This is a genomic window from Microbulbifer hainanensis (assembly GCF_014904735.1).
Taxonomy (GTDB): domain Bacteria; phylum Pseudomonadota; class Gammaproteobacteria; order Pseudomonadales; family Cellvibrionaceae; genus Microbulbifer; species Microbulbifer hainanensis.
In genome coordinates this window covers 151,183-169,002 of sequence record NZ_JACZCR010000040.1, presented here as the reverse complement: position 1 = coordinate 169,002, position 17,820 = coordinate 151,183, and the positions used below count along the sequence as shown (strand labels likewise).

Here is a 17,820-nt window from a genome sequence, read left to right as displayed (position 1 = left end):
CGACCCAGTATGAGCCGCCAAGCGAACTGTTGGGATAATGCTGCGATGGAGTCATTCTTCAGTCGCTTGAAGGTGGAGCTGGTGTACGCAGTGAGCTTTGAGAGTGTGGACCAGGCGAAGTCCGAGGTGTTTGAGTACATCGAGGTTTTCTACAACAGGGTACGTAGGCACTCTACACTGGGTTACATAAGTCCAGCTGAGTATGAGCGCAAATGCGCATAGTTAGAGCGTCTACTTTTTGTGGGTAAGACCACCCCCCAGGAAAAACATGAGTCGCATTAACGAACAACTAGAACTAAGGCTAGCAGGCACCTTTAAGCAATATATACGTCATGCCATTCAACATTCACTGACAGAAGATGTAACAGAAAGTGACGTTTTGCAGGTCATAGTAAATATCCAAGCTGCACTAGAGCTGCTAAGCAAGTTATATGTGTTAAAAAGAACGGGGTGGCAGGGAATTATAAAACCTCAATTTCATAAGAAACCAGAATCAGAAGTGCTTTTGGCAATTGAGAATGGAACAATAACGACAACACCATACTGGAAGAACAAGGAATTTATATCTGATGAAATCTATTTGAATGAGGACGACAAGTCGTTATTAGATGGCTTTCAAAATCATAGAAATCAAATCATGCATTTAGGGATGGTTACTCCTTCTAGGGAAACTTTGAACGAATCAATATGGTTCATGGTAAGAATAATAAATCAGCTAGATTGGCAGGATACTCTTCCTACAAATAAACGGTATATGTCGAATAGCCTTGAATATCTTTTGGGTGACAAGCTATACAAAAAACTGATTAAGACTTCTTGCTATGTTGATGAAGCAGTTGATAGGGCGTATGAACTTTATGACGATGTAAAGCCTTGTATTCAATGCGGCAATGATTCTTGGGCTTTGAATGAAGAAGACTATAGAAATTGCGTTGTATGTGGTTACAGGGGTAATGAGGATGCTCTTGGCTTCATTGATTGCTCACGATGCAATGCAAAAGGCACATTAATTTACGACTCGTTAAATATAACATCTAATACTTTTTCGAATGCAAAGTGCTGTGCTTGTGGAGAGATAGTTCCGGTATCCCAGTGCCATGTGTGTGAAGGAGTTTCTAAGTACACAGAAGAGTGCAGGTTTTGTGGAGATCAGGGCTAACAAGTCGATGCCGTTCGTTTCGGTCCTTTGGGCCTACACCGGACAGTCCACGCTTCGCGCGGCCTGCCGCAGATCGAGGCGTTAGCTTTAGTACTTCTTCCCCTGCAAAACTCAACATTTCATAAAATCTATGAAGGCTCTCAGAGCAGTTGGGACGAGGTCTCTACCGGAAAAATAGAGGTAGTTGGCGGGTAAAGTCGGGGCGCTGTTGTCGAAGACTTCAACCAGTTGTCCGTTTTGCAGCCAGGGTAAGACTTGTTCTTCAACCAAGCAGACGATGCCGCAGTCGTTCAAGGCGGCCTGTAGCAAAAGTTCTGCATCGTTCAGTACCAAGTGAAACTTGGGATTGATGGAATATTCTTCCGTATTGTTCACGAATGTCCATGGATACAAGGTGTTGGCGGATATAAAGCGGTAGCCAATGCAGCGGTGCTGATTCAATGCCCGAGGATTTTCCGGTGTACCGAAGTTGGCTAAATAGGTGGGCGAGGCAACGTAGTACAGTTTCTTCGGTTGGTCGATGCGCACGGCGATCATATCCGGTGAAAGTTTTTCACTTGGTCGAATACCTGCATCGAAGCCTTCTGCTATGAAGTCCACCAGTCGATCGTTCATGTCGAGGTCTACAAAAACGTTCGGATACGCCTGCATGAAATCGGACATACGGGGGATTAACGAGTATTTCGCTGCGATATGATGGCATGTGATTCGGATGCGCCCTGACACCTGATTAGTGTGTTCGCCGATGCTATCAATTGTTTGATTCAGTGTTTTCAGTGTGGGGGCGAGTTCGGACAGGAGCTTAAGGCCAGCCTCTGTGGCGGCAATGCTGCGGGTTGAGCGATGGAGTAAACGTGTCTCCAGTTGCTTTTCCAGCTTCTTGATGGCGTGGCTGACAGCGGAGGGCGTAGTGCCCAGCTGTCGAGAGGCCGCGGCGAAGCTACCCGCTTCGCATGCGGCGGCGAAAACCAATAAGCCGTTCCAGATTTCTTTTTTCATTGCTGAATTTAATTCATGTATGTATGGGCGATTATAGCGGTTTTTATAGGAAAACCTACCTGTTAGATTGATTTCACACATTAATCAGACAGGATTAGCATTGTGACGCATTACAGTACATTGGGTCGTTCAGGTTTGGTCGTGAATTCGTTGTCTTTGGGGACCATGACATTTGGCACACAACGCTGGGGCGCTGACGATCAGCAGTCTTACGAGATTTTTAAGGCCTATTACGAAATGGGCGGTAACTTTATCGATACCGCCAACGTTTACTCGGGCGGCCAGAGTGAGAAACTGGTTGGTCAGTTCGTCCAAGAGATGAACATCCGTGATGAAGTGGTTATTGCAACCAAGGCAGGCTTCGGCACAGGCACGCATCCTCACACGGGTGGCAATGGCGCTAAGCATATTTCCAGCGCGTTGGACGCGTCACTGAAGCGCATGAACACGGATTACGTGGATCTGTATTGGGTTCACATGTGGGACATGGTTACGCCTGCGGAAGAAATGCTGGAAACCATGGCGTCTTTGGTAAGAGCTGGGAAAATTCGATACTGGGGTATTTCTAATTCGCCAGCGTGGTATATCTCCAAAATCGTGACGTTGGCGAAAGCGTTAGGCTTGCCGGGGCCAATCGGCCTGCAATTGCAGTATTCGCTGGTGGAACGAAACATTGAAGCGGAGCACTTTCCTCTGGCGTTGGAAGAAGATTTGGCGGTCCAGCCCTGGAGCCCGCTGGCAGGGGGTTTTTTAACGGGCAAATACTCGCAAGCCGATCCTGATAACGTGGCTGGGAAACGTGGTCCTGCATTACCGGATGGCGCGGAAGATACCGGTGCAGAAACTAACCGTTTGTCTGGGAATAATCCGTTCGGAGACAGTATGTTCACGGAGCGCAATTGGCAGATTCTGGATGTTCTAAAAGAAATTGCGGAAGAGACCGGTTATCAGATGGCGCAAATCGCGCTGAATTGGTTGAGTCGCCAGCCACTGCGTGCGCCAATACTGATCGGTGCGAGCCGCAAGAGCCAGTTGGATAGCAACATGGCTGCGTTGGATATCTCACTGACGGATGAACAACTGACTCGCCTGAACGGCATCAGCCGCCCGGATCTGGAGTACCCTGCTGCTTTGTTTAACCCAGAGGTGCAGAAATTTGTCTTCGGTGGCCATGAGGTGACGGCGTAAGTGGCACGTCTTTGGGCCATAGATCTAAATGGGCCGTACCGGCTAAAATGATAAATGCTATAGGGCTTATGCACTGATTCAGCGGGTTATTCCTTTCTGATTATGACAAGTTCATCAAGTACCGAAGCTAACATACGCAAAGACACGGATCAATTTTTCGCTTCGCTCCAAATTGGCCGGTATTGCGGGGGTTAGGCACAATAGGAGACTTCATGGAATATATTCCTCTCAAAATACTAGTTGGAAAAGCCACAATCACCCGAGTCGAGGAAACTAAATTTGCTTTGCCAACCGACACTCTCTTTCCTGAGTGGGATACGCGCTATGGTCAATCCATGGGAGGAATTCTTAACCCAGCTAGCTTGGACCTCGTTAATCAGCAAGTGCCATTACAGACTCACTTATGGGTGATGGAAATTGGTGGTCTGACCATCGTTATTGACACCGGAATCGGAAATGGGAAAGCTCGTCCATTCAGCAAACTGTTCGATATGCTCGATACGCCGTTGCTCAAGCGTTTCGAAGAAGCAGGATTTCAGCGAGAGCAAGTCGATTACGTGCTCCTTACTCATCTACACGTAGATCATGTCGGTTGGAACACGCATTGGGAAGATGGCCGATGGTCGCCGGTATTTCCCAATGCCACTTATGTATTCAGTAAACAGGAGTGTGATTTTTTCAGTACGCCGGGCGGCGCCGCCCGGCGCATGGTCTTCGAGGATAGCGTATTACCAATCATTGAGGCAGGAATGGCACGCATGATACCCGATGAAGGGGAAGAGATACTTGACGGAATCCGTTTCTTACCTACCCCAGGGCACAGCACTGGGCACATGGTAATTTCAATAGACTCACATGGAGAAACGGCGGTATTTTCGGGGGACGTTATGCATAGCCCATTACAAGTCTATCGTCCGACTTGGAACTCAGTTTTTTGCCTCGATCAACAAGCGGCACAAAAATCGCGCGAATGGTTGCTCGCGTATGCGGCGAACAAAAATGCTATCGTTTTCAGCGCACATTTTCCAGAAACATCTGCGGGAAGCATTCAGCAAGGTGGGAACGGGTATGAATGGCTTTATGTGCCAGTCTAACAACGGCTTCGAGCGCGACAATTTTTCGCATTGCGGCTCAAGCCAGCGTTAAATTCCCACCTATCGGCTCTGCCAACACAGCTGTTTAAGACACCCGCGCAAAGTCTCTCCCGCCGGCAACCCGACTCGAAGCGCCGGCGGGATCCCTACCCCAACCGCACAACCACATCAACGCCCCACGTAAAGCGTCCGCGGCCGAATCAACCGTGGATCCCGGTTGAACTCGTGGAAATGTGAGATCCAGCCAAACACCCGGCTGCACGCAAATAGCGAGGTGAAGTACCTCTCCGGAAACGCCAGCGCCAGATACACGGACCTTTGTAGAATTCCAGATACGCGAAGATTTCCTTGCCCTTCGCACTGAAGACGTCCTGGCCGGTGTCCTCCACCGCTACCAGGGTTTCCATCAGCGTCTGCTATTCGGTGCCTTCGCAGAACTGGCGGGCCATGGGTTTCAGGATGGCGACGACACTGGCGGACAGGCTGGCGCCGGTATTGGCGATGACCACCTAGCGGATGAGCTATGCACCCTTCCCTACAGCCCTTACAGACGCCCATATTTATTGCGATATTCCTGCGGCGTAACACCGGTCAAGCGTTTGAAAACGCTGCGGAAGGTTTTGCTATCGTTATAACCCACTTCGTAGGTCAGTGCCTGGATGTTTTTCTTGCCGCCCTCCAGGGCTTTCTTGGCGACCTCAATTTTCACTCGCTGGATATATTCAATCGGCGTAATCTGCACGGCCTGCTTGAAGCGGCGGATAAAATTGCGCTTGCTCATATTCACCTGCGACGCAATCTGCTCGACGCTGATGTCCTCACCATAACGCGCTTCGATGAAATTCTGCGCATCCAGAATCGCCTTGTCACCGTGCCGGTCCAGGCCACTGAATATCGAGAAGTGCGCCTGATTCATATGATCCCGGTGGATGGAAAAGTTCTTGGCAACCCGCACCCCGACATCGTGCCCGCAGAATTTCTCGACGAGATATAAAACCACGTTCAGAGACGAAAACGCGCCGCCGCCGGTGTAGATGCCGCTCTGATCGGTGAGTACGGAATCCGGTTGCAGGTCCAGCTCCGGGAAGCGCTGGCGCATATCGTCGATGACGGCCCAGTGCGAAGTGCAGGCCTTGCCTTCCAGCAATCCGGCTTCCGCCAGGAAATAGCTGCCCTTGCACAAGCTCGCGACTTCCGTGCCCATTTGATAGTGCTGCTTCAGCCAGGCAATGGCCGCACTGTTTTTCCTGCACAGCAGTTCCCATTCACCATCGAAGGCGGGAACCAGGATCAGGCTCTGATGATGGCCGGCGGGCTTTGGCGGCACCTCTTCCAGGCTGCGCTGGCAGGCAAAGGACGCGGGACTGCCGAGCCGGATATCGCTGGCCTGTTGCGCAACCAGGGAGATATCAAAAGCCGCCGCCCGCCCCATCTGTTTGAGGATGTCGTTCGTGCGCGTGAATATATCCAGCGGCGCTGCCGCCGACGAGAGCACCACTTCTTCAAAAACCAGGATATAGACACTCTTCACTGTCGTACGCTCCTGCGTCCCTTTCACTCCGGAAGATCATAGGTGAGCGGATGGCACAAAACCACCCCGCCTCCGTCATTTGAGCACAGCGCTCGCCAGCGCATCTAGCACCATACTGACCCGGACACTGAAAACGGAGGTCACTATGAACCGGATCGTCGATACACAGGAATGGCAGAGCGCGCTGGAGGCTTTTCGAATCAAGGAGAAGGAACACACCCGGCTTCGGGATGCGTTAAACGCCGAACGCCGTCGCCTGCCGATGACTGAAGTCAGCAAGAATTATCGTTTTACCGGCCCCGAGGGCCAGGTCAGCCTGCTGGACCTGTTTGAAGGGCGCAGCCAGTTGATTGTCTACCATTTCATGTTTGCCGAATCGCCGTGCACTGGCTGCTCGATGATGGTCGACAATATGGGGCATATCGCCCATATCCACGCGCGCGACACTTCGCTGGTGCTGGTATCCCTCGCCCCCTATGCAAAGCTCGCCGCCTTCAAGGAACGTATGGGTTGGGCGTTTCCGTGGTATTCCTCCGCGGGTAGCGATTTCAATAGGGATTTCGGTGCGACCCGCGAGAACGGCGAAATGTTTGGCGTCAGCGTATTTATCCGCGACAAGGACGCTATTTACCGCAGCTACCACACCACCCAGCGCGGCGCGGAATACCTGGGATCCAATTTTTCTTATCTTGATCTCACGCCAATGGGACGCCAGGAACTCTGGGAGGAGAGCCCGGAAGGGGTTCCACAAACGCCACCCTACCGGTGGTGGAAGAAACACGATGAATATTGAGGGGGACTGGCAATGTGTCCGCTGTGTGCCCTGACCGGGCTGACCACCTGGATGCTTGTCGGAGGTGCAGGCAGTAGCTGCGCCGCCACCGCGGCGGTTTATTGGCGCAGACGGAAGTTGGCTTCAAGTACCAGGTGCAAGGCAAAAGGTCTTGCGCAGACGAATATTATTAAACCCAAATAGGAGGGTTGTATGGCGCGTATGCTAGTTATTTACAAGGCCCCTGCAGATCCAGCAGCATTTGATAAACATTACTTCGATGTTCATATTCCATTGGCTAAACAGCTGCCTGGTCTCAAGCGGTACGAGGTCAGCAAGGGCCCCATCGTCGCCCTGGCAGGTGCGGATAGTCCTTACCTTATAGGGACTCTGCACTTTGAATCCATCGATGCCATTAAAGAAGCATTTGCAAGCGAGTGCGGGCAGGCTTGTGCTGCAGACCGCCGAATTTTGGCGCCTGATGACGAGGACGTGCAAATGTTCCTATTCGAAGATCAGAGTACCTAAAACGGCGGTATCCCCAGCCGGCAACCCGGCTCGGGATACCGGCGGGAGCATCCCCTGCGTCAGCATAGATGGCCCGCCGGCACAACCACCTCAACGCCCGACGTAAAGCGCCCGCGGCCGAATCAACCGCGGATCCAGATTGAACTCGTGGAAATGTGAAATCCAGCCAAACACCCGGCTGCACGCGAACAGCGAGGTGAAGTAGCGCTCCGGAATACCCAGCGCCAGGTAAACGGCGCCTTTGTAGAATTCCAGATTCGCATAGATTTCTTTTCCTTTGGCACTGAAGACGTCCTGACAGGTGTCCTCCACCGCTACCAGGGTTTCCATCAGCGTCTGCCATTCGGTGCCTTCGCAGAACTGGCGGGCCATGGGCTTGAGGATGGCGGCGCGGGGGTCGAGGCGTTTGTACTCGCGGTGGCCCATACCCATGATCTTGACCTTGTTGGCGAGGGCATCGCGCACCCAGCTGTCGGCGTTTTCGGGGCTGCCGATCTCCCGCGCCATCATCACCGCCGCTTCGTCGGCGCCGCCGTGCAGAGGGCCGGACAGCGCGCCGAGGCTGCCGGCGACGCTGGCGGACAGGCTGGCGCCGGTGCTGGCGATGACCCGCCCGGCGAAGGTGCCGGCATTGAAGCTGTGGTCCAGCTGCAGTATCTGCGTGGTGTTGATCGCCTGCAGCGCCGCCTTGTCGGGCGCGGCACCGTTGATGCCGTAGAGCAGCTTTTCCAGGAAACCGAGACCGGCGGGGACGGCGAAGATGTCGCCGCGCTGGCTCAAGTTGTGCCAGATCCTGACGGCGGCGTTGATACGCGCTGCCAGGACCATGCCGGGTACCCACTGTTCGCCCAACCAGGCCGGCGGTTGCTGGGCCGGGGTCAGGTCGGCGATGGGCGCCAGGGCCTGCAGCACCGCCATCGGGTGGGTGTCGCGGGGCAGTTGTTCCAGCACCCGCGTCTCTATCGCGGTCAGTTCGGATTCGTCGGCCAGCCAGCGGTCCAGTGCCCGGCACTGCGTCTCATCCAGCCAGTCACCGGTCATCAGCCAGTTGAGCACGGCGGGGAAGTCCCGCTTCACCAGCGCTTCAATCGGCTCGCCGCGGTAGGTCAGCCGGCCGATATCGCCCTCGACGTTGGATAGTTCCGTTTTCCCCACAACAACGCCTTCGAGACCGGCGTTGATTTCCTCTGCCATGACAAACTCCTCACACTCTGTTTGTGATGTATGTATTAAAGATCGAGGAGCGCTGTTAATCTAATTAAACTTTGTGAACAAATGATTAGCAGGACTTATCATGCGTCTGGAAAGCGGTGAAATACGTATCTTTCATTCAGTAGCCCGCTCGGGCGGCTTTCGCGCCGCGGCCGAGGAGCTCCACCTCACCCAGTCGGCGGTCAGCCAGGCAATCAAGCAGCTGGAAACCAAGCTGAACCAGCCACTGCTGATCCGCGACCGTCCGGTGCGCCTGACCACGGCGGGCCGCCGCCTCTATCGCTACGTCGACGATCAGTTGCAACAGGAACAGGCGGCGCTGGCGGACCTGTCGCGGCTCGCGCGCGGCTTGGACCAGCAACTGAGTGTAGCCATCGACAGCACCAACAACCGCTTCGCCGGGGCGGACCTGATTCACACCTTTATCGGCCGCTGGCCGGAGGCGCGGCTACGGCTGGTGGAACAGCCCTCCCGCGCCATCGTGCAGGCGGTGATGAGCGGAGAGGTCGAGCTGGGGCTGGGGCCCTTCCAGACCCGCATGGATCGCTTCGGTACCGAGCCGCTCTACAACGAACACCGCCTGCTGATGATCAGCCCGGCGCACCCGCTCCATCGCACAGAGATGACTGCCAAGGACCTGCAGCGTATCCCCCTGGTGGTGTCGTCGCTGGACGAGCCGGACCAGCGCCCCTATCAGGAGAAGCTGCGCGACCGCTTCCGTATGATCTGGCAAATCAGCAGCCTGAACGTGCGCCTGAACCTGATCGACCGCGGGCTGGCGGTGGGCTATGTCAGCACGGAGGTGACGCGGCAGTTGCCACACGTGCAGCATTTCCGCGCGCTGCATGAATTCGATTTTGCCCGCATCGAGCGCCAGGTTGGTCTGTTTTATCGCAAGGATCGGGATCTGAGCCCGGTGGCCCAGGACTTTATCGAAGTATGCCGGAGCTACTGGGTTGAAGGACAGGGCGACCCCAACATTAGCGCTACGAAATAGCGGCGTTGAATAAGGGGCGCCGGCTCCACGGTGTGCCGCAATCTTTTTTTAATATTGATTGCCGTTCGCTTAGCGGTTCAAATAACCACTCTAAATCGTTAATCCCAGTGTGAGAAAGGAGTCCACCATGCCCAGCGTCCAACACGACGGCTACCAGATTCACTACCAGTGCAGCGGCTCCGGCCCGGCACTGGTGCTACTGCACAGTTTCCTGTGCGACGGCGAAATGTGGAAGGAGCAGCTGGCACCGCTGGCAGAACACTACCGGGTAATCAATATCGATATCCGCGGACACGGCCAGTCAAGCACCGCGGATAAACCGCTGGATATTTATGACCTGGTCGATGACGTGGTGGCAGTGCTGGATCAGGAAGGCATCGACAAAGCGATCTGGGCGGGGCTGTCGATCGGCGGCATGATCGCGCTGCGCGCCGCGATCAAAGTGCCCGAGCGGGTGGACAGCCTGTTGCTGCTCGATACCCATGCCGGCACCGAGACTCGCTTCAAGATTTTCAAATACCGGATGCTGGTTGCCCTGGTGAAGCTGTTCGGCATCAAGCCATTGCTGCCGGCGGTATCCAAGATGATGTTTGGCCGCCACACCCGGCAGAACCAGCCCGCGCTGGTTGAATACTGGCAGCAGAAGTTTTCCGCAATGTCACTGGTATCCATCGATCGTGTGTGCCTCGCGCTGTGCCAGCGCGATTCGCTTAAAACGCAGCTCACCGGGATCTCGCAGCCGGCCCTGGTCCTTGTCGGCGAAGAGGATGCTTCCCTGCCCCCTCCCTGTTCTGAAGCGCTGGCTCAGCGGCTGCCCAATGCAACGCTGGAGATCATCCCCCAGGCCGGGCACCTCTCTACCCTGGAACAGCCAGCTGCCGTGACACAATCGATGCTGGAATTCCTGCGTAATCATCCCACCGGCAGAATGATACCGAGCGATGATCAGATCAGCACGACCTGAAGACGCCGCCCAAGTAGCGGCGATCTACAATCACTACATCCTTAACACGACGGTAACTTTTGAGGCCGAACCGGTATCCGCATCCGATATGGAGGCACGAATTGCCGGTGTTGCCGCGGCTGAGTTGCCCTGGCTGGTCACAGAAGAGTCCGGCCAGATCCTCGGCTATGCCTATGCAACGCCCTGGCGCACACGCAGCGCCTATCGGCACTCGGTCGAAATATCTGTGTACCTGCACCGGGATGCGCGCGGCGCCGGACTGGGGACGGCGCTCTACGAGGCACTGTTCAACTCGTTGCACTCGCGCTCCATCCATGCCGTTATCGGCGGTATCGCGCTGCCCAACGATGCCAGCATACGCCTGCACGAAAAGCTCGGTATGAACAAGGTGGCCCACTTCGAGGAGGTCGGGCGCAAGTTTGGTCGCTGGATCGATGTGGGTTACTGGCAAAGGGTCCTTTTGCGCGAGGAACGGGACTGAAGTTTTCGATTACCTGTCGGCGCTGACCTCAAAGTCACCCCCTCAAATAATTGATTGACTTCTGATCAGGGCTGGATACACTGCCTAAGCGCTAGAAATTAAGCACCATGAACATTCTCTCCTGTTACGAAGTTATATCCATAATCCTCGTCCGATAGTTTAAGTCCTGCTTATTTTCCGCCGTCACCGCCATTACGTATGGCTATATACAATTTAAGTTATAGGACACGATTATGTCTGATACCGTTACAGGAACCGTTAAGTGGTTCGACGAATCCAAGGGCTTCGGCTTTATTGAACAACAGTCCGGCCCGGACGTATTTGCCCACTACAGCGCCATTAGCGACAGTGGTTTCAGAACCCTGGTCGAAGGCCAGCAGGTTTCTTTCTCCGTTGCGAAAGGCCCGAAAGGTCTGCAGGCGGAAAACATCGTCGTTATCTAAATAACGATATCCGGGCGCTGGCGGATTTTGATCAATCCGGCAGCCCGCGGATTGCGGTAGCAAAAAAAGCGGAGCCAATTGGCTCCGCTTTTTTTTGTTGCATGGCATTGATCTAAAATTTTTGAATTATTGAACGCCCGCTGCCGATACCACCATGATTCCACCGCGACCGCCATGCCGCTCACAATGATTTGGCAACGCGAAAAAGGTCGTTTACCTGGTGTTTTTGCCACCTCACTGACACTCACTACCTGACGTTTTACGCGCCGAACGCTGAACAAATTGCTCGGCGGCAAAAAAACTGGCGTCCTATCAGTTTTTTGAACGTTCCACTTTCCCCTGCACCGGATTCTGGGTCGATATCCGGGCATGACAACGCTGACAATCTTCCGCGCAGTCTCTCGCAACAGCCGTATCCGTTGCCGAATAAATTCAAATAATAATTGCGATGAGGTCAGGGAAAATGAAACGTTTGCTCGCCCTCGCTGCGTTCGCAGCGCCTGCATTATTTTCTAGTAGCGGCTACGCCATCGATTGCGACGGCTTGCCGACCTATTCTGCCGGAACCAGTTACGTCCAGGATCAGGACTTGCAAAACAACGGCAGTGCTTACAATTGCGATATCCCCGGCTGGTGCTCTTCCACTGCCGCCTGGGCTTACGAACCCGGCGCCGGCAGCGCCTGGACCCAGGCCTGGTCTTTGCTGGACAGCTGTGACAGCGCTAACAATGGCAGCTCGTCGAGCTCCTCCGGCGGCGCCAGTGCCGGCGGCGACTACGGTATAGAAGCGCTCGGCAGCAGCTCCGTGCTGTTCTACGTGAACACCAGTAACTGGGCTGATGTGCACTTCATCGTGAACAGCGACGGCCAGCAGAACTACCGCATGACCGCCGCCAACGGCCGCCAGGAGTGGCCGCTGGACAATCTCGCCACCGGCGACACCATCCAGTATTTCTATACCTACGACAACGGCAATGGTGCGGTGGATACGCCCTGGGCCACTTATGTTGTGGGCAGCGGCAGCTCCAGTAGCTCGTCGAGCAGTTCTTCGAGTAGCTCGAGTTCGTCTGGCAGTTCTTCCGGTGGCAGCAGCGGCGGCTGGACACTGGTGTGGTCTGACGAGTTCAACGGCTCGGGCCAGCCGGATCCGGCCAACTGGAACTATCACGTGGGCAACGGCTGGAATGCCGGCATCGGCGCCTTCGACGGCTGGGGCAACCAGGAACTGGAGTGGTACCGCCCGGAGAACTGCTACCAGCAGGGTGGCAACCTGGTGATCCACGGCGAGAACAATCCAATCAGTGTCAACGGCCAGAATTTCGACTGGCGCTCCTGCCGCATCACCACCCAGGGCAAGCACTCCTGGACATACGGCCGCATCGAAGCGCGCATCTCGTCACCGAGCCTGCAGGGCAAGTGGAACGCCTTCTGGATGCTGGGGGATTCCCAGAGCGGCAGCTACACCGACAGCTACTCGCCGGCGGCCGGCTACTACGACAGCATGCCGGGCAACTGGGCCAGCTGCGGTGAGACCGACATCTTCGAAAACGTCAATCAGGACAGCTTTACCTTTCACCATAATTTCTGGGATACCCGCACCGGTGACTTCCCCTACGACGCAGGCAGTAACGCCGACTACGGCAGTACCGGCGCTATCGGCGATACGGAAGCCTTCCATGTCTACGCGCTGGAGTGGGACCAGAACGAGCAGCGCTACTATATCGACGGCGTGCTGACCCATACCATCGATATCACACCGGCCAACATGGAAGAATTCCATGAGCCGATGCACATCATCCTGAATATGGCGCTGGGTGGGCGGCTGACCTACGGCTACAACCCGATTGCGTCACAGTGGCCGCGGGATACGCTGGTGGATTATGTGCGCGTCTATCAAGGTGACGGCAGCTCGTCGAGCAGCAGTTCCGGCGGCAGCTCCAGCAGCTCTTCCGGCAGCTCCGGTGGCAGCTTTGATCCGGGCACGCCGGCAGCCGGCACCAGCCACCCGCGCCTGACCGTTCACAACGCCTGCCCCACCAAGACCATGTGGGTGCACTGGCTGAGTGTGCCAGATGGCTCCGGTGGCACATTCAACGCGCCCAATCACAGCGCGGTGCCGGCCAGCGGCTCCATCAGTTACGACATTCCCGACAAGGGACTGGCGGCGATGCGTTTCTGGCCGGCGTTCGACTGCGATGGCACCGGTATGGACTGCCGCATCGGCGCCAGCGGCGGCCCGCAGGAATTCGGCTTTACCTGCCCGCCGGAGGGCTGCGCGCCACCGATCGATTCCAAGTTCGAGGCCACCTTCGGCTGTATCACCGGCATCGACGAGAGCCAGTGCCAGACGAACCCGTCCGCCCCAAGTTCGTCGCTGGGCCGCTCCGACTGGTGGAACTCCAGCGCGGTGGATGGCTTTACCGTGCCGATGAAAGTATCAATCAACGGCTACTGCCCGGAAGGGCCTGTTACCTCCGGCCCGTTCGCGGGGCCCGGCGGTCCCACCAACGGCCAGATCGACTGTTCGGCGCTACGCGTGGCGGACTGCCCGCGCAATGCCGACCTGTCTACCGACGGTCTCTTCCCGCAACTCGGCAATATGGATCTGCTCGCCACCAACCCGGCCACCGGCGAGGCGGGCGGCTGCTATTCACCGGCGGGCAAGCTGACCTACGCCAACTGGGGCAACACGCCCACCTACACCCCGGATGCACCGGAAGCGCAGATGTACACCTGCCCCACTCCGCCGATCAGCCAGGAGGAGTGTCACGCGGGTCCGGCGGATCGCAGCGCCTACCGCAACTACATCCACTCGGTATGCGAGACCTACTCCTATGCCTATGACGATGGCTTCGGTCTATCGACTTGCCCGGCGTCGACGCTGACAACTTATGACGTAACTTTTTATTGTCCCGAATAACAGATTCGCGCAGGGAGTTACCGACAAAGAAACTGGTGAGAAGGTCCTGCCGCCCGAAACACCAACGGGCCGGCGGGCAAAACTTTGAAATGGTGAAGAGAGGAAAAAAATAATGGAAAGCTTTCAATTACCACTGCGTCCGCTTTTAGCGGTCTGCGCCTCGCTACTGCTCGGCGCCGGTGCGGCATGCGCCGATGCCACAGTCTTTCAGGTCGAGGATTACAACGCGTTTTACGATACGACACCGGGCAATACCGGCGGCGCTTATCGCAGCGACGATGTGGATATCGAGGCGACTACCGACACCGGTGGCGGCTACAACGTGGGCTGGGTCGAGACCGGTGAATGGCTGGCGTTCAACAACCTGAATATTTCTGCCTCTGGCGATTACACCGTGCGCCTGCGCGTCGCCAGCCAGGGCGGAGGCACCCTGTCCAACGACCTGAATGGTGGCTCCATCGTACTGGGCAGTGTCAATGTGCCGGACACCGGCGGTTGGCAGAATTGGCAGACGGTGTCTTACACCGTGCATATCGATGCGGGCAATTACAGCTTCGGTGTCTACGCCACCACCGGCAACTGGAACCTGAACTGGATTGAAATAACGGCCAACAGCACCGGCGGCAATATCGCCACCGTCTATAACGACTGTAATTACGGCGGCTGGTCAGCGGGGCTGGGTGTGGGTTCCTACAATCTGGCGGCGCTGCAGGCACTGGGCTTCGTCAATGACCAGGCATCATCCATCCGCGTCTCGCCCGGCTACCAGGCCACGCTGTACGAGCACGACAACTTCGGCGGCTCCTCGATAACCGTCAACGGCGACACCAGCTGCCTCAACAATTTCAACGATCTGGCCTCGTCCGTGGTGATCAGCCCGACCCAAACGGGTGGCCTCGTTTGGAGTGACGAGTTCGACAGCATCAATACCGCTAACTGGACTTTCGAGACCGGCGGCGGCGGTTGGGGCAACAACGAGCTGCAGTACTACACCAACGGCCAGAATGCGTCGATTCAGTATGACGCCCAGGCGGGCAGTAACGTGCTGGTGATCGAAGCGCGCCAGGAGGGTGGCAACAGCTGCTGGTACGGCACCTGCCAGTACACGTCGACGCGCATGATCAGTTCGGGCAAAAAGGAGTTCCAGTATGGCCGCATCGAGGCGCGCATGAAGCTGCCGCAGACCCAGGGCATCTGGCCGGCCTTCTGGATGCTGGGCAACGATATCGGCAGCGTCGGCTGGCCCAATTCGGGCGAGGTCGACATCATGGAACACGTGGGTTACGAGCCAACGCTAACCCATGGTGCGCTGCACGGTCCCGGTTATTCCGGCAATACGCCGATCACCGGCACTAATAACCTGGGGCAGAATGTCGATGCCAACTACCACGTCTACGCGGTGGAGTGGAACAGCAACGGGATCAGCTGGTATGTGGACGGCAACAACTTCTATAACGCCTCCCGCGCCCAGGTGGAGCAGTACGGCAACTGGGTCTACGACCACCCGTTCTTTATCCTGCTGAACGTCGCAGTGGGCGGCAACTGGCCGGGAAGCCCGGACGGCTCCAGTAGTTTTCCGCAAAAGATGTACGTGGATTATGTGCGGGTCTACCAATAATCCGGTAGTCGCTTAGATCGATGCGGCGGCGCAACACTCCGAGTGTCCGCCGCCGCATTTTTTCTATTGGAATATTCCTAAGAGAGAAGCGAGGGCATTACCGTCCCTACGCTGCGACCGTCTGAGCAGTATCCGTACTCCGGTTGTCGACAAACGCCCGGTATTGCGACAGGTACACCTTGCCCGACAGATGCTGCAGGAAGCCGGTACTCTGCAGTCGATCCATCACCGGCCCCTTAACCTCGGACAGGTGCAACTGCATCCCCTGCTCCGCCAGGCGCTCATTGATCGCTTCCAGAACTTCCAGGGCACTCCAGTCGATTTCATTGATCGCACTGCACATCAGGATCACATGTTTTACCCGGCGGTTTGCGGCGAGATCCCCGTAGACGCGATCTTCCAGATAACCCGCGTTGGAAAACATCAGGCTCTCGTCCACACGGATCGTCAGTATCTGTGGATCGGTCACGACTTCATGGCGTTTTACGTTGCGGAAATGCTCCGTGCCCTCGACCAATCCAACCTCGGCAATATGTGGGCGCGAAGTACGGTACAGGAAGAGTGCAATCGACGCTGCGACACCACAGGAGACACCCGCCTCGACACCAAACAGCAGGGTAACCGCGATGGTGATGGTCACAGCGAGGAAATCGCTCTTGGAAAAACGCCAGGTCTTGCGCAGGATCGAGAAGTCCACCAGCGACAGTACCGCCACGACGATGGTTGCGGCCAGCGTCGCCTTCGGCAGGTAGTACAGAAACGGGGTCAGGAATACCGAGGCCAGCGCGATACCCACCGCGGTAAAGACACTGGCGAGCTGCGTCTCGGCACCCGCATCGAAGTTGACCACTGAGCGAGAGAAGCCGCCGGTCACCGGAAAGGCGCCGGACAGGCCCGAGCCGATATTGGCGGCACCGAGTCCGATCAACTCCTGGTTCACGTCGATTTTCTGGCGCCGCTTCGCCGCCAGCGTCTTGCCCACGGAGACCGATTCCACGTAACCGATGATAGAAATCATAATCGCCGGTACCGTCAACGCGCGCACCAGATCCCAGGAAAAATGCGGCAGATGCAGGCTCGGCAATCCCGATGGTATTGCGCCCACCAGTGCCACCTGCTTGCCCTCGAAGTTAAAGGCAATTGCAACGATGATAGTGGCGATCACCCCCACCACCGGTGCGGCCTTAGACAACAGCCCGGCGGTATGGGCGGGCACGGACAGACGCTGCAGCAATCGCCCGGCGCCGCCGCGCGACCAGTAAAGAAATGCGATGACCGCGCTACCCGTAACCAGCGCGTAGACATTGATATGGTGCAGGTGGCTGACAAGCGACCCGATAATCTGCGGCAGGTTATGGCCGCCGGCGCTGACACCAAACAGGTGCTTCAGCTGACTGAAAGCGATCAACAGTCCCGATGCAGTAATGAATCCGGAAATCACCGGGTGCGAAAGAAAATTCGCCAGGAAACCCAGTCGCAATATACCCAGCAATGCGAGAAACGCGCCCGAAAGTGTGGCGAGCACTGCGGCGGCCAGCAAGTAGTCGGTGGTGCCCTGTGCTGCCACTTCGCCGAGTGCGGTGGCACTCATCAGCGACGCGACGGCAACCGGCCCCACCGACAGGGTGCGGCTGGTGCCGAACAGCGCGTAAACGGCCAGCGGCACGATACTCGCGTAGAGGCCGACCTGGGCCGGCAGGCCCGCCAGCAGCGCATAGGCCAGCGACTGGGGAATCAGCATGATGGTCACGATGGCCGCCGCCAGCAGGTCGCGGCTCAGCGCCTGCCGGCTGTACTGCCCGATCCAGCTGAAAACGGGCAAATAACTCTGAAGTGCACGCATATTTATTAATACCGTTAGGGCAACACTAAAAATCAACCGCACTCGTGCTCGCAAGCGCCCGGCGGCCAACA

19 protein-coding genes are annotated in these 17,820 nt (G+C 56.3%); 13 read left to right on the top strand and 6 right to left on the bottom strand.

The features are described 5' to 3' along the window. Together IG168_RS16100 and IG168_RS16095 are read left to right on the top strand one after the other, a co-directional pair. Positions 1–222: IS3 family transposase (locus IG168_RS16100; protein WP_193165469.1), on the top strand; the 222-nt coding region annotated here is incomplete at its 5' end. A 46-nt stretch (positions 223–268) separates the two neighbouring features. After that, positions 269–1,159 carry a hypothetical protein gene (locus IG168_RS16095; protein WP_193165467.1) on the top strand — a complete coding sequence of 297 codons (891 nt, stop codon included), beginning with the start codon at positions 269–271 and terminating at the stop codon, positions 1,157–1,159. Positions 1,160–1,270: 111 nt separating this feature from the next. On the opposite strand, the gene IG168_RS16090 is transcribed toward IG168_RS16095, so the two are convergent. Beyond that, the gene (locus IG168_RS16090) at positions 1,271–2,158 is read right to left on the bottom strand and encodes a LysR family transcriptional regulator (RefSeq protein ID WP_193165464.1); all 888 of its coding nucleotides are present in this window, start codon (positions 2,156–2,158) and stop codon (positions 1,271–1,273) included. A gap of 102 nt (positions 2,159–2,260) precedes the next feature. On the opposite strand from IG168_RS16090, the gene IG168_RS16085 reads away from it, so the two are divergent. Both IG168_RS16085 and IG168_RS16080 read left to right on the top strand, forming a co-directional pair. Next, positions 2,261–3,346: an aldo/keto reductase gene (locus tag IG168_RS16085; protein ID WP_319024738.1), complete on the top strand. Its 1,086-nt coding sequence runs from the start codon at positions 2,261–2,263 to the stop codon at positions 3,344–3,346. Positions 3,347–3,558: 212 nt separating this feature from the next. Continuing rightward, positions 3,559–4,440: an MBL fold metallo-hydrolase gene (locus IG168_RS16080; RefSeq protein ID WP_193165462.1), complete on the top strand. Its 882-nt coding sequence runs from the start codon at positions 3,559–3,561 to the stop codon at positions 4,438–4,440. A 168-nt stretch (positions 4,441–4,608) separates the two neighbouring features. Here IG168_RS16080 and IG168_RS21005 read toward each other — a convergent pair whose 3' ends face one another. Next, positions 4,609–4,752, bottom strand: coding sequence for a citrate/2-methylcitrate synthase (locus IG168_RS21005; protein WP_404932004.1), 144 nt, complete (start codon positions 4,750–4,752; stop codon positions 4,609–4,611). A gap of 36 nt (positions 4,753–4,788) precedes the next feature. Between IG168_RS21005 and IG168_RS20700 the strand changes: the two genes are divergently transcribed. Next, positions 4,789–4,953 carry a hypothetical protein gene (locus IG168_RS20700; protein WP_226877035.1) on the top strand — a complete coding sequence of 55 codons (165 nt, stop codon included), beginning with the start codon at positions 4,789–4,791 and terminating at the stop codon, positions 4,951–4,953. A 31-nt stretch (positions 4,954–4,984) separates the two neighbouring features. On the opposite strand, the gene IG168_RS20935 is transcribed toward IG168_RS20700, so the two are convergent. Further along, positions 4,985–5,971, bottom strand: a complete 987-nt coding sequence (locus tag IG168_RS20935) for a GlxA family transcriptional regulator (RefSeq protein WP_193165458.1) — start codon at positions 5,969–5,971, stop codon at positions 4,985–4,987. Between the two features lie 145 nt (positions 5,972–6,116). Here IG168_RS20935 and IG168_RS16065 point away from each other — a divergent pair, with 145 nt between their 5' ends. Together IG168_RS16065 and IG168_RS16060 are read left to right on the top strand one after the other, a co-directional pair. Further along, positions 6,117–6,764: a DUF899 domain-containing protein gene (locus IG168_RS16065; protein ID WP_193165456.1), complete on the top strand. Its 648-nt coding sequence runs from the start codon at positions 6,117–6,119 to the stop codon at positions 6,762–6,764. Between the two features lie 192 nt (positions 6,765–6,956). Beyond that, on the top strand, positions 6,957–7,271 hold the full coding sequence (locus tag IG168_RS16060) for an EthD family reductase (protein WP_193165454.1): 315 nt from the start codon (positions 6,957–6,959) through the stop codon (positions 7,269–7,271). 90 nt (positions 7,272–7,361) lie between these two features. Here the strand turns inward: IG168_RS16060 and IG168_RS16055 are convergent, their stop codons facing one another. Continuing rightward, positions 7,362–8,465 (bottom strand): citrate/2-methylcitrate synthase, encoded by a 1,104-nt coding sequence (locus IG168_RS16055; RefSeq protein WP_193165452.1) that lies wholly within the window; start codon positions 8,463–8,465, stop codon positions 7,362–7,364. Between the two features lie 100 nt (positions 8,466–8,565). Here IG168_RS16055 and IG168_RS16050 point away from each other — a divergent pair, with 100 nt between their 5' ends. The 4 genes from IG168_RS16050 to IG168_RS16035 all read left to right on the top strand — a co-directional run bounded on the left by IG168_RS16050 (position 8,566) and on the right by IG168_RS16035 (position 11,368). Next, a complete protein-coding gene (locus IG168_RS16050) occupies positions 8,566–9,480 on the top strand; it encodes a LysR family transcriptional regulator (protein ID WP_193165450.1) in 915 nt (304 codons plus the stop codon). Positions 9,481–9,607: 127 nt separating this feature from the next. Beyond that, complete coding sequence (locus tag IG168_RS16045; RefSeq protein ID WP_193165448.1) at positions 9,608–10,444, top strand: alpha/beta fold hydrolase; 837 nt, start codon at positions 9,608–9,610, stop codon at positions 10,442–10,444. Then, on the top strand, positions 10,422–10,925 hold the full coding sequence (locus IG168_RS16040; protein WP_193165446.1) for an arsinothricin resistance N-acetyltransferase ArsN1 family B: 504 nt from the start codon (positions 10,422–10,424) through the stop codon (positions 10,923–10,925). Before IG168_RS16045 ends, IG168_RS16040 begins: the two co-directional genes overlap by 23 nt. Before the next feature lie 233 nt (positions 10,926–11,158). Further along, positions 11,159–11,368, top strand: coding sequence for a cold-shock protein (locus IG168_RS16035; protein WP_193165444.1), 210 nt, complete (start codon positions 11,159–11,161; stop codon positions 11,366–11,368). Here IG168_RS16035 and IG168_RS16030 read toward each other — a convergent pair. After that, entirely contained in the window at positions 11,365–11,616 is a 252-nt protein-coding gene (locus IG168_RS16030) for a hypothetical protein (protein ID WP_193165442.1), read from the bottom strand. The two genes, IG168_RS16035 and IG168_RS16030, sit on opposite strands and share 4 nt — an antisense overlap. Positions 11,617–11,831: 215 nt before the next feature. Between IG168_RS16030 and IG168_RS20695 the strand changes: the two genes are divergently transcribed. After that, entirely contained in the window at positions 11,832–14,288 is a 2,457-nt protein-coding gene (locus tag IG168_RS20695; RefSeq protein ID WP_226877034.1) for a family 16 glycosylhydrolase, read from the top strand. A gap of 112 nt (positions 14,289–14,400) precedes the next feature. Then, positions 14,401–15,906, top strand: coding sequence for a family 16 glycosylhydrolase (locus IG168_RS16020; protein WP_193165440.1), 1,506 nt, complete (start codon positions 14,401–14,403; stop codon positions 15,904–15,906). A gap of 106 nt (positions 15,907–16,012) precedes the next feature. Here the strand turns inward: IG168_RS16020 and IG168_RS16015 are convergent, their stop codons facing one another. Next, positions 16,013–17,749: a SulP family inorganic anion transporter gene (locus IG168_RS16015; RefSeq protein ID WP_193165438.1), complete on the bottom strand. Its 1,737-nt coding sequence runs from the start codon at positions 17,747–17,749 to the stop codon at positions 16,013–16,015. Positions 17,750–17,820 lie beyond the last annotated feature (71 nt).

Coding starts and splice junctions, on each gene's coding strand:
- IG168_RS16095 (WP_193165467.1), top strand. CDS start 269: ATGAGTCGCATTAACGAACAACTAGAACTAAGGCTAGCAGGCACCTTT.
- IG168_RS16090 (WP_193165464.1), bottom strand. CDS start 2,158: ATGAAAAAAGAAATCTGGAACGGCTTATTGGTTTTCGCCGCCGCATGC.
- IG168_RS16080 (WP_193165462.1), top strand. CDS start 3,559: ATGGAATATATTCCTCTCAAAATACTAGTTGGAAAAGCCACAATCACC.
- IG168_RS16065 (WP_193165456.1), top strand. CDS start 6,117: ATGAACCGGATCGTCGATACACAGGAATGGCAGAGCGCGCTGGAGGCT.
- IG168_RS16060 (WP_193165454.1), top strand. CDS start 6,957: ATGGCGCGTATGCTAGTTATTTACAAGGCCCCTGCAGATCCAGCAGCA.
- IG168_RS16055 (WP_193165452.1), bottom strand. CDS start 8,465: ATGGCAGAGGAAATCAACGCCGGTCTCGAAGGCGTTGTTGTGGGGAAA.
- IG168_RS16050 (WP_193165450.1), top strand. CDS start 8,566: ATGCGTCTGGAAAGCGGTGAAATACGTATCTTTCATTCAGTAGCCCGC.
- IG168_RS16045 (WP_193165448.1), top strand. CDS start 9,608: ATGCCCAGCGTCCAACACGACGGCTACCAGATTCACTACCAGTGCAGC.
- IG168_RS16040 (WP_193165446.1), top strand. CDS start 10,422: ATGATCAGATCAGCACGACCTGAAGACGCCGCCCAAGTAGCGGCGATC.
- IG168_RS16035 (WP_193165444.1), top strand. CDS start 11,159: ATGTCTGATACCGTTACAGGAACCGTTAAGTGGTTCGACGAATCCAAG.
- IG168_RS20695 (WP_226877034.1), top strand. CDS start 11,832: ATGAAACGTTTGCTCGCCCTCGCTGCGTTCGCAGCGCCTGCATTATTT.
- IG168_RS16020 (WP_193165440.1), top strand. CDS start 14,401: ATGGAAAGCTTTCAATTACCACTGCGTCCGCTTTTAGCGGTCTGCGCC.
- IG168_RS16015 (WP_193165438.1), bottom strand. CDS start 17,749: ATGCGTGCACTTCAGAGTTATTTGCCCGTTTTCAGCTGGATCGGGCAG.